The organism is Lysobacter soli, assembly GCF_009755585.1.
In the GTDB taxonomy this organism is placed as follows: Bacteria; Pseudomonadota; Gammaproteobacteria; order Xanthomonadales; family Xanthomonadaceae; genus Lysobacter_J; species Lysobacter_J soli.
The window spans coordinates 1691369-1702226 of sequence record NZ_CP046603.1; the positions used below are offsets into that span (position 1 = coordinate 1691369).

Sequence of the window (10858 nt, forward strand, 5' to 3'; positions counted from 1 at the left end):
GCCGTCGCGTTGCTCCCGTAATGCGTGACAGCCTGGGTCCCGGCTTTCGCCGGGATGACGGCTCTGGAAGGTATGACGGCTCAGCTCTGGAAGGTGTAACGGCGACGGGCGGGCTGACGCGTGACTGAGACCCGCACTCCTGCGAGGCATTCGTCGAAGCGCCGCCGCGCCGCGCTGAAGTCGCTCCTCGCCGCGCAGCTGCTGCTCATCGCGGCAATGCTCGCCGACCTCGCGTTCCCGCTGCCGCTTCCCGACGCGCGCGACCGCGGCGCCGTCGTCACCGCCGCCGACGGCACGCCGCTGCGCGCGTTCGCCGACACCGGGGGCATCTGGCGCTATGCGGTCGAGCCGGAGCAGGTGTCGCCGCTGTACGTGCAGGCGCTGCTGACCTACGAGGATCGCTGGTTCTGGCGGCATCCGGGCATCAATCCCGTGGCGATGCTGCGCGCGGCCGGGCAATGGGCGCGCAGCGGGCGCGTCGTGTCGGGTGGCTCGACGCTGACGATGCAGGTCGCGCGCATCCTCGATTCGAGGCAGGACGCACGCGCGTCGAACCAGCGCACGCCCGGTCGCAAGCTGCGACAGATGTTGCGCGCGTTGCAGCTGGAAGTGCATCTGTCCAAGCGCGAGATCCTCTCGCTGTACGTCAACCATGCACCGTTCGGCGGCACCGTCGAAGGTGTGGAAGCGGCGAGCTGGGCGTATCTCGGGAAACCGTCCTCGCGCCTGTCGCACGCCGAAGCCGCGCTGCTCGCCGTGCTGCCGCAGTCGCCCAGCCGCCTTCGTCCCGACCGCGAACCCGAGCGCGCCCGCGTCGCGCGCGACAAGGTGCTCGCGCGCATGCAGCAGATGCAGGTGTGGACGCCCGCGGAGGTGACGGACGCGCGCGTCGAGCCGGTCGTCGCGCGGTCGCTGCAGCCACCGCGCTATGCGCCGCTGCTGGCGCAGCGCCTTCGTTTCGAACAACCGGACGAGGTGCGCATCGCATCCACGCTCGACCTCGATCTGCAGCGCACGCTCGAAGACCGCGTCGCGGCGTATTTCTCGCAACTGCCCGAACGCACGTCCGCCGCGCTGCTGGTGGTCGACAACGCCACGCTCGAAGCGCGTGCCTATGTCGGCTCGCTCGCGTTTGCCGACGCCGCGCGCGTTGGTCATGTTGACATGGTGAAGGCGTGGCGTTCGCCCGGTTCGACGCTCAAGCCGTTCCTGTACGGCCTGGCGCTCGATGACGGACTGATCCATTCCGAGAGCCTGCTGGTTGACGCGCCGCAGGCGTTCGGCGATTACCGGCCGGGCAATTTCGACGCGGCGTTCAATGGTCCCGTCGGCGCGGCGCAGGCGCTGCGCTTGTCGCTCAACGTGCCGGCGGTGGATCTGCTCGACCGCGTCGGCCCGTCGCGTTTTTCCGCGCGGCTCGCGCATGCGGGCATCCGACTGCAGTGGCCGCCCGGTGCGACGCCGAACCTCTCGATGATCCTCGGCGGCACCGGTGCGCGACTGGAGGATCTGGTCGGCGCGTATGCCGCGCTCAATCGCGACGGCGTCGCCGGTCGCGTCCGCTATACGCGCGATGCGCCGCGCGTGGACCGGCGCCTGCTGTCGCCTGGTGCGGCATGGATCGTGCGCGAGATGCTCGAAGCCAATCCGCGCCCCGGCAGCGCGGCGGACACCTTCGATCCGCGCGGACGGCCGCGCGTGGCGTGGAAGACCGGAACCAGTTTCGGTTTCCGCGACGCGTGGGCGCTGGGCGGCACGCGGCGCTACACGGTCGGGGTGTGGGTCGGTCGTCCCGACGGCACGCCGCTGCCCGGCCAATACGGCGCGATCACCGCGCTGCCGCTGATGTTCGAAGTGATCGACAGCCTGCCTCGCCAGCGCGCCGACGCCGCGCCGCGTCCGCCGCCGGCCAGCGTGGGGATGCTCGACATCTGCTGGCCGCTCGGCCTTCCTCCCGATCCCGAGGCACCACAGCTGTGCCGTCAGCGACGCGAGGCCTGGACGCTCGACGGCTCGGTGCCGCCGACCTTCGCCGAACGCGACGCGCGCCTGTGGAGCGCGGGCGTGGAGCGATTCGACGTCGACGCGCGCACGGGCCTGCGGTTGTCGGCCGATTGCAGCGCGACTCACGTGCGTGAGTCGCGCGAGATCGCACGCTGGCCGGCGCTCGCCTCGCCATGGCTGTCCGGCGCGGCGCGTGCGGCGGCGCGCCTGCCGCGGCTATCGCCCGACTGTGTCGCCGACGGTCGCGATGCGGTGCAGGAGCTGCGCATCGAAGGTCTGAACGATCGCGCGACGCTCGCGCCTGCGCCCGGTGGCGCGCAGGCGGTGCGGCTGTCGCTGCGCGCACTCGGCGGCGATGCGCGCGTGCGCTGGCTGCTCGACGGCCGGCTCATCGGCGAATCCGTGGGCGAGGGCGCGTTCGTCCACGATTTCGAGCAGCCCGGCGAGCACACGCTGACGGCGCTGGCCGACAGCGGGGCGTGGTCGCGGCTGGGATTCCGCCTTCAGGCGGGAAGCGAGTGAGTCGGGAAGAAGCGCGAGCGCACGTTTCCTCCCGACAGGATTACAGGTGCTTGAGCTGCTCGAGCACGTGCTCGGCGGAGGACACGCGGAACTCGCCCGGCGCTTCGACGTTGAGCAGCTTCACCACGCCGTCGTCGGCATACAGCGCGAAGCGCTTGGCGCGACGGCCCATGCCGTAGGCGCTCGCATCGAGTTCCAGGCCGAGCGCGCGCGCGAAGTCGCCATTGCCGTCGGCCAGCATCATCAGGCCGTCGGGCACGTTCTGGCTCTGGCCCCACGCCTGCATCACGAACGGGTCGTTGACCGCCATGCATGCGACTTCGATGCCGCGGCTGCGGAATTCGTCGAAATGCTCAACGAAGCCGGGCAGGTGCTTTTCCGAACAGGTCGGCGTGAACGCGCCGGGCACCGCGAACAGCACGATCCGGCGGCCGTCGAACAGGGCGTTGGTATCGACCGTTTCCACCCCCTCGCGAATGCGCTGCAGCGGGACTTCGGGGATGCGTTCGCCGATCTGGATCGTCATGGCGGTTCCTGTGCGGAGGTGCGGAAGATCGCCCGATTCTAGACCCTGCGCCGGGAAACCCCGCGTCAACGCATGCTTGAAAGCCCGTGCGCGTGCGCCTATTTCAGAGGGTTACCACCATTCGCGGCTCCGTGGATCCCTCGCGACCTCGGCTTCGCCGCGATTGCGCTAACCTCCCGCCTTCGCGGCCATGCCGCGGGCAGCCTTTACGGGACGGACGATCGATGCAGTTCAAGGATTACTACGAAACCCTGGGCGTTGAGCCCGGTGCGGGCGACGCCGAAATCAAGACGGCGTACCGCCGGCTCGCGCGGAAATACCACCCCGACGTCAGCAAGGAAGCCGGTGCCGAAGAGAAGTTCAAGGCCGTCAACGAAGCCTACGAGGCGTTGCGCGATCCGCAGAAGCGCGCGGCCTACGATCAGCTGCGCGCGCGCGGCTATCGTCCGGGCGACGACGTGCAGCCTCCGCCGGGCGGGTTCGGCGGCAACGGCTACGGCAGCCCCGACTTCGAGGAGATCTTCGCCGGCGGTGGCGCGGGCGGCGGATTTTCTGACTTCTTCGAAAGCCTGTTCGGTCGAGGCGGCTTCGGCCAGCAGCGTGGCGCCGGCCCGCAGCCGCGCGGCGATTCGCGCGCCAAGCTCGCCGTGTCGCTGGAGACGGTGTATGAGGGCGGCACGGTGCGCATCTCGGTCAACAACCGCACGCTCGACGTGCGCGTGCCCAAGGGCATCCGGCCGGGGCAGGTGATCCGGCTGGCCGGGCAAGGCGCGCACGGCGACCTGCTGCTGGAGATCGAGTACGCCGCCAACCCGCAGTTCGAGGTGGACGGTCGCAACGTGATCCACGTGCTGCCGATCGCCCCGTGGGAAGCGGCGCTGGGCGCGACGGTCAGTGTGCCGACGCTCGGTGGCCCGGTGGAACTCAAGATCCCGGCCAATTCGGAAGCCGGCCGCAAGCTGCGCCTGCGCGGCCGAGGCCTGCCGAACGACCCGACCGGCAGGCAGCCGCCGGGCGACCAGATCGTGGAGCTGGAAGTCCTCGCGCCGCGCGCCAACACCGACGCGGAACGCGAGGCGTACGAGCAGCTGCGCGACGCATTTGGCGACGACTGGCGGCGCGCCTGACGGCACGTCAGGGTACGGACACGACAAAGGCGCCTTTCCGGCGCCTTTGTCGTGTCTGAGGTTTGATCAGGTCTCTTTCGGATTAATCCGATGGAGCGGCGGGAGGTCGTCTGGTGCCATCGCGGCATGAACTCCCAACTTCAACCCGGCGCGCGGTGGATGCGCAATGCGATCTGCTTCCTGTGGGGCGTCTGCGGGATCACCGCCTTCGCGATCCTGGTCGAAGCGATCGACCGGCTCTGGTTCTGACGCCTTCGCCGCTCAGCGCTTCATCACCTGGCCGATCACGTCGGACAGGTCGCCCTCGCTGAAGGGCTTGGTGAGGTAGGCCTTCGCGCCCTGGCGCATGCCCCAGACGCGGTCGGTGTCCTGGTCCTTGGTGGTGACCAGGACGACCGGGATGTGCGAGGTCGTCGGGTCGCGGGTGATCGAACGCGTGGCCTGGAAGCCGTTGAGGTTCGGCATCACCACGTCCATCAGGATCATGTCGGGGAGCTCGCGCTTGGCGGCCTCGACGCCCGCGGCGCCGTCCTCGGCGGTGAGGGCCTCATGGCCGAGCTTCTCGACGATGCGCCGGATGCCCATGAGCTGCGACGGCGAGTCGTCGACGATGAGAATGCGCGCCATATGTGTCCCCCTGAACGTTTGGGGATTGTAGCCAGCGTCAGGGCTGTCGCAACAGCGGGCGGCGAACGTTCGGCGCGCCCAATCCGTGCGTCAGATCACGACCAGCGTACGTCCCAGCGATCCGCCGGCCAGCATCGTCGGGAAGACCTCCGGCAATTGCTGCAGACCGACCTCGCGCATGCAGATGCGATCCAGGTGCTGCGGCTTCCAGTCGTCGGCCAGGTGCTGCCAGACGCGTTCGCGGATGTCGCGCGCGGTGCCGGCCGAGGCGACACCCAGCAGCGACACGCCGCGGATGATGAAGGGCATGACCGTGGTGTCGAGCTCGGCCGTGGCGGCAAGCCCGGCGCTGGCGACGTTGCCGTAGGGCGCGGTCTGCGCAAGCAGGCTGGCGAGCATGGGGCCGCCGACGTTGTCCAGGCCGCCGCCGAACTGCGCCGATTCCATCGGCCGCGTCGTCGCGAGCGCATCGCGACCGAGCACTTGCGTGGCGCCGATTTCCTTGAGGTAGTCCGCGTGCTCCGGCTTGCCGCTGATGGCGTGCACTTCGAAGCCGGCGCGACTGAAGATGTCGACCGCGAGCGAGCCAACGCCGCCGGTCGCGCCGGTCACCGCGAGCGGACCCAGATCCGGCGTCTGCCGGTTCTCGGTCATGCGCAGCAATGCGAGCGCGGCGGTGAAGCCCGCGGTGCCCAGGATCATGCTCTCGCGCAGGCTGAGGCCGCTGGGCAACGGAATCACCCACTTCGATTCCAGGCGCGCGTATTCGCCGTAGCCGCCGTCGCGCGTTTCGCTGAGGCCGCAACCCGTGACCAGCACGGCGTCGCCTTCCTTGAACTTCGCGTCCGTGGACGCGACGACGTGGCCGGCGACGTCGATGCCGCCGACCAGCGGGAACCGGCGCAGGATCTTGCCTTCTCCGGTGCCGGCGAGCGCGTCCTTGAAGTTGACCGACGAGTAGGCCGCCTTGACGACCACTTCGCCGGGCGAGAGGTCGTCGAGCGAGACCTGCTCCAGCCCGCTGCGATAGCCGCTGGCGTCGTTGTGGATGCGGAAGGCGTTGAACGTGGCGGGGATGGTCATGGGGGGCATCCTTGGCGAAACAGGATCAGAGGATATCGGGATACAGGTCGCGCCATTGTGGATTGGTGGATTCGATGAGCTGGAGCTTCCATGCGCGGCGCCACTCCTTGATCGCCTTCTCGCGACTGATCGCCGCGTACATGGAATCATGGCACTCGAACCACACGAGCGAGTGCACACGGTGGCGGCGCGTGAAGCCCTCCACCACGCGCGATCGATGCTGCTGGATGCGACGTATGAGACCGGACGTCACGCCGGTATAGAGCGTGCCGTTGCGATCGCTCGCGAGGATGTACACGCACGGCTGCTTCACGGGCGCTTCCGAAGACGTCATCCCGGCGAAGGCCGGGATCCAGGCCTGGAGCGTGTCAGGAGCCGTTGGCGATGTGCATCGGTGATCGACGCTTCAGTGCGTCAGTGGATTCCGTGAAGTTGTCAGCCTGGATCCCGGCTTTCGCCGGGATGACGGTTGGTCATTGCATCAGGCCGGTTGGCGGCCTCGCTGGCTTGGTGCTTTAAACCCTCACCGCATCGCCCCGCGCCGCTTCTCGTCCATCCACTTGTCCGCCTGCGCCGGCTTGTATGCGTGCATCCACGCGAGCATCGCGTCCATGTCGTCGCCGTGCCACAGGTCGTCGCGCTGGTCGGGGTGCAGGAAGCGTTCGGCGACCATGCGGTCGAGCATGCCCATCAGCGGCGAGTAGAAGCCGTCGACGTCGAAGAACGCGCACGGCTTGTCGCCGATGCCGAGCTGGCGCCAGGTGAGCATCTCGAACATCTCGTCCAGCGTGCCGAAGCCGCCGGGCAGGGCGACGAAACCGTCGGACAGGTCGAACATGCGCGCCTTGCGCTCGTGCATCGAGCCGACGATTTCCAGCCGCGTCAGGCCCTTGTGCGCGACTTCCCAGTTGACCAGCTGTTCGGGAATCACGCCGACCACTTCGCCGCCCGCGGCGAGCACGGAGTCGGCGACCACGCCCATCAGGCCGACGTTGCCGCCGCCGTAGACCAGCGTGATGCCGTCCTTCGCCAGGCGCGTGCCGAGCGCGATGGCGCGTTCGGTGTAGATGGGTTTGGAGCCGGAATTGGAGCCGCAATAAACGCAAAGGGAACGCATGTTTTCAACTCTCGGGAACGGAAGGTGGATCAGGTGGATCAGGTGGATTGCATCAGGACGATGCCGGACATGCGTCGCATCTCTTTGCGCTTGCGCGCAGGTTGCAGCGCATCGAGCAGCTTCCACAGCCACATGTTCGGCGGGGACCGTCGCAGACGCAGGGCTTCGTCCCAGGTGGAACGGAACTCCTGCTCGCGCCAGCCAAACGGCGCGAAGAACGCCGTGCCTTCGGCGGGACCGAACCGGAAGGGCGCGTTGCCGGCCTTCAACTGCGGCTGCCAGCGGCGTTCGAGCATCTTCAGCAATCGCGGCGATGCGAGGTCGGTCAGCCACCAGCGGGCGCGTGCGACATCGTGCAGGTCGGCGGACAGTTCGGCGACCTGGGCAGGTTCCAGATAGACCAGGAGCCCCTCGGTGATCGCCAGTACCGGCCCGTTCGCGGCAGCGCGGGCGAAGACGTCGCGGCGGACGGCCGCATCGCGCAGGTCCGCGCCGATGAATTCAACGGAGCAGCGCGGCGTCTCGCCCGCCATCTGCTGGCGGAAGTCGTCGACCGATTCGGGAAGGTCGACGTGCATCCAGCGCAGCGTGGGCGGCAGGTCGAGGCGGTAGGCGCGGGCGTCCAGACCGGCGGCGAGGTTGAGGACCGTCGTCGCGCCTTCGCGCACGCAGCGCAGGATGATCTCGTCCATCACCGCGGTACGCACGACCATCGGCCAGCTCATCGATGCGCCGCGCGGCAGCGTGCGGACGATGGTTTCTCCGCGTTCGCCGCCGAGCCGCCGGGCGAAGGGATCGTGGAAGATCGCATCGGGACGCTCGCTTTCCATCGCGCGATAGATCGCGACCCAGGCGGCGGTGTCGGATACGTTGCGGATCGGAGTGCCGGTCACGGGATCTCCTTCAAAGCAAAAGGCCGCCAGCACTGGGAAGTGATGGCGGCCTGGTTGCGGCGCACGCGGGTGTTGGCGCGGCCGGCGGCGATCAGTTCGCCTTGTGGATGGCGCGCTTGGACACCGCCATCGCGGCGTCGTGGATCGCCTCCGACAGCGTCGGATGGGCGTGGCAGATGCGGGCGAGGTCGTCGGCCGAGCCCTTGAACTCCATCGCCAGTACGCCTTCGTGCACGAGTTCGGACACGCCGACGCCCACCAGGTGCATGCCGAGGATCAGGTCGGTTTCCGCGTGCGCGATGACCTTCACGAAGCCGGCCGGCTCGCCCATGGCGACGGCGCGCGCGATGGCGGCGAACGGGAAGGTGCCGACCTTGTACGGCGTGCCTTCGGCCTTGAGCTGCTGCTCGGTCTTGCCGACCCAGGCGATTTCCGGCTCGGTGTAGATGACCCACGGGATCGTGTCGAGGTTGACGTGGCCCGGCAGGCCGGCGATCAGCTCGGCCACGGCGATGCCTTCCTCGAAACCCTTGTGCGCCAGCATCGGGCCGCGCACGCAGTCGCCCACGGCCCAGACGCCGTTCACGCCGGTGTGGCAGTGTTCGTCGACTTCGATCATGCCGCGCTGGTCCAGCTTCACGCCGGTGCCTTCGGCAAGCAGGCCGCGCGTGGCGGCGCGACGGCCAACCGAAACGAGCAGCTTGTCGACGGTGAGCGTCTTCTCGCCTTCGGCATCGGTGTAGGTGACGACGACTTCCTTCGTCTTGCCCTTGCCGGAAATTTCGGTGTTGCTGACCTTCGCGCCGAGCTTGATGTCCAGGCCCTGCTTCTTGAATTCCTTCGCGGCGGTCTTGGCGACTTCGGCGTCGGCGGCGGCGAGGAAGTCCGGCAGCGCTTCGAGGATGGTGACCTCGGCGCCCAGTCGCTTCCACACGCTGCCCAGTTCCAGGCCGATCACGCCGGCGCCGATCACGCCCAGGCGCTTGGGCACGGCGGTGAAGTCCAGCGCGCCGACGTTGTCGACGATGTTCTCGCCGTCGAACTTGGCGAACGGCAGTTCGATCGAATCCGAACCGGCGGCCAGGATCACGTTGGTGCCCTTGAGCTCGACGGTGCTGCCGTCATGCTGCTTGACCGTGACGACGTTGCCCGGCTGCAGCTGGCCGAAGCCGTAGAACGGCGTGATCTTGTTCGCCTTGAACAGCATCGCGATGCCGCCGGTGAACTGCTTCACGATCTTGTCCTTGCGGCCGATCATCGTGGCGACGTCGATCTTCGCGTCCTTCGCCGTGATGCCGTGTTCGCCGAACAGGTGGCCGAGGTTGTAGAACTGGCGCGAGCTGTCCAGCAGCGCCTTCGACGGCACGCAGCCCACGCGCAGGCAGGTACCGCCCAGCGCCGGCTTGCCGTCCTTGCCGAGCGCGGCGTCGATGCACGCGGTCTTCAGGCCCAGCTGTGCGGCGCGGATCGCCGCGTGGTAACCGGCCGGGCCGGCGCCGATGACGATGACGTCGAAGGTTTGCTGTTCGCTCATTGCGTATGTCCTGTGCCTTGCCCTTCGTTGCAACTGCAGGAAGGTGGCGCGCTGCGCCGGAATGGGGGACGGCGGAGTGGGGCGCGAGCCGGTCGTTCTCGACGGAGGGCCGGCGGTGTCGCTTCGCCGACCCTCACCCCAACCCCTCTCCCGCCGGGAGAGGGGCTCGAAGCGGGATTACATCCCGAGCAGCATGCGGTGCGGGTTCTCGAGCTGGTTCTTGATATCGACCAGGAACAGCACCGCGTCCTTGCCGTCGATGATGCGGTGGTCGTAGGACAGCGCGATGTACATCATCGGCGCGGCGACGACCTGGCCGTTCTCGACGATCGCGCGCTCCTTGATGGCGTGCATGCCGAGGATCGCGCTCTGCGGCGGGTTGACGATCGGCGTGGACATCAGCGAACCGAACGTGCCGCCGTTGGTGATGGTGAAGGTGCCGCCCTGCAGGTCGTCCAGGCCGAGCTTGCCGTCGCGCGCCTTCTTGGCGTACTCGGCGATGCCCTTCTCGATGTCGGCGAAGCCCATGCGCTCGACGTTGCGCAGCACCGGCGTGACCAGGCCCTTGTCGGTCGACACGGCGATCGAGATGTCGGCGTAGCCGTGGTAAATGATGTCGTTGCCGTCGACCGAGGCGTTGACCACCGGATGCTTCTGCAGCGCGTTGGCGGCGGCCTTGGCGAAGAAGCTCATGAAGCCGAGCTTGATGCCGTTGGCCTTCTCGAACTGCTCGCCCAGCTCCTTGCGCATGGCCATGACCTTGCCAAGGTTGACCTCGTTGAACGAGGTGAGCATGGCGATGGAGTTCTTCGACTGCATCAGGCGCTCGGCGATGCGCGCACGGATGCGGGTCATCGGCACGCGCTCTTCCGGACGCGCGCCACCGGCGACGCCGCCGGTCTTGCCCGAGGCGTAGTTGACCAGGTCTTCCTTGGTTACCGCGCCACGACGGCCGGTGCCTTCGACCTGCGACGGATCGATGCCCTGCGTGACAGCGGTGAAGCGTGCGCCCGGCGGCAACTGGTCGACGCCGCCGGCCGCCTTGGTGGCTTCGGCCGCGGCGGCCTTCGGCGTCACCGGCTGGGCTTCGGCGGTGGTGGCGGCGACGTTCTTGGCGTCGATCGCGGCCTTGTCGGCCTTGGCCTCGGGAGCCGGAGCGGCGGCGGCCGCGCCTTCCTCGACGACGGCGATCAGCTGCTGGCTGGTCACCGTGTCGCCTTCCTTGAACTTGATTTCCTTGATCACGCCGTCGACGGGCGAGGGCACCTCGAGCACGACCTTGTCGGTCTCCAGGTCGACGATGTTCTCGTCGCGCTTGACGGCGTCGCCGACCTTCTTGTGCCAGGTCGCGATGGTGGCGTCGGAGACGGATTCGGGCAGAACGGGGACTTTGATCTCGGTGCTCATGGGGCGCGCATCCTGGAT

Annotated in this window: 11 protein-coding genes; 3 read left to right on the forward strand and 8 right to left on the reverse strand. The window is 68.2% G+C overall.

What is annotated here, in order from left to right; translation table 11 throughout:
* Window positions 1-120 precede the first annotated feature (120 nt).
* Complete coding sequence (gene pbpC / locus GOY17_RS07685; RefSeq protein ID WP_425482293.1) at window positions 121-2526, forward strand: penicillin-binding protein 1C; 2406 nt, start codon at window positions 121-123, stop codon at window positions 2524-2526.
* Between the two features lie 40 nt (window positions 2527-2566).
* Here the strand turns inward: pbpC and GOY17_RS07690 are convergent, their stop codons facing one another.
* The gene (locus tag GOY17_RS07690) at window positions 2567-3052 is read right to left on the reverse strand and encodes a peroxiredoxin (RefSeq protein WP_157029924.1); all 486 of its coding nucleotides are present in this window, start codon (window positions 3050-3052) and stop codon (window positions 2567-2569) included.
* 224 nt (window positions 3053-3276) lie between these two features.
* On the opposite strand from GOY17_RS07690, the gene GOY17_RS07695 reads away from it, so the two are divergent.
* Entirely contained in the window at window positions 3277-4179 is a 903-nt protein-coding gene (locus GOY17_RS07695) for a DnaJ C-terminal domain-containing protein (RefSeq protein ID WP_157029925.1), read from the forward strand.
* A gap of 126 nt (window positions 4180-4305) precedes the next feature.
* Window positions 4306-4428: a hypothetical protein gene (locus GOY17_RS19040; protein ID WP_267896484.1), complete on the forward strand. Its 123-nt coding sequence runs from the start codon at window positions 4306-4308 to the stop codon at window positions 4426-4428.
* Window positions 4429-4440: 12 nt separating this feature from the next.
* On the opposite strand, the gene pilH is transcribed toward GOY17_RS19040, so the two are convergent.
* From pilH to sucB, 7 genes are all read right to left on the reverse strand, one after another.
* The gene (pilH, locus tag GOY17_RS07700) at window positions 4441-4806 is read right to left on the reverse strand and encodes a twitching motility response regulator PilH (protein ID WP_115840585.1); all 366 of its coding nucleotides are present in this window, start codon (window positions 4804-4806) and stop codon (window positions 4441-4443) included.
* 90 nt (window positions 4807-4896) lie between these two features.
* Window positions 4897-5889, reverse strand: coding sequence for a YhdH/YhfP family quinone oxidoreductase (locus GOY17_RS07705; protein ID WP_157029926.1), 993 nt, complete (start codon window positions 5887-5889; stop codon window positions 4897-4899).
* Between the two features lie 25 nt (window positions 5890-5914).
* Complete coding sequence (locus tag GOY17_RS07710) at window positions 5915-6202, reverse strand: GIY-YIG nuclease family protein (RefSeq protein ID WP_232338556.1); 288 nt, start codon at window positions 6200-6202, stop codon at window positions 5915-5917.
* Between the two features lie 210 nt (window positions 6203-6412).
* A complete protein-coding gene (locus GOY17_RS07715; RefSeq protein ID WP_115840582.1) occupies window positions 6413-7006 on the reverse strand; it encodes an LOG family protein in 594 nt (197 codons plus the stop codon).
* Window positions 7007-7044: 38 nt separating this feature from the next.
* Entirely contained in the window at window positions 7045-7899 is an 855-nt protein-coding gene (locus GOY17_RS07720; RefSeq protein WP_157029928.1) for a class I SAM-dependent methyltransferase, read from the reverse strand.
* Window positions 7900-7990: 91 nt separating this feature from the next.
* Complete coding sequence (gene lpdA / locus GOY17_RS07725) at window positions 7991-9433, reverse strand: dihydrolipoyl dehydrogenase (RefSeq protein WP_157029929.1); 1443 nt, start codon at window positions 9431-9433, stop codon at window positions 7991-7993.
* A gap of 177 nt (window positions 9434-9610) precedes the next feature.
* Window positions 9611-10840 carry a dihydrolipoyllysine-residue succinyltransferase gene (gene sucB, locus GOY17_RS07730; RefSeq protein WP_157029930.1) on the reverse strand — a complete coding sequence of 410 codons (1230 nt, stop codon included), beginning with the start codon at window positions 10838-10840 and terminating at the stop codon, window positions 9611-9613.
* Window positions 10841-10858: the final 18 nt, after the last annotated feature.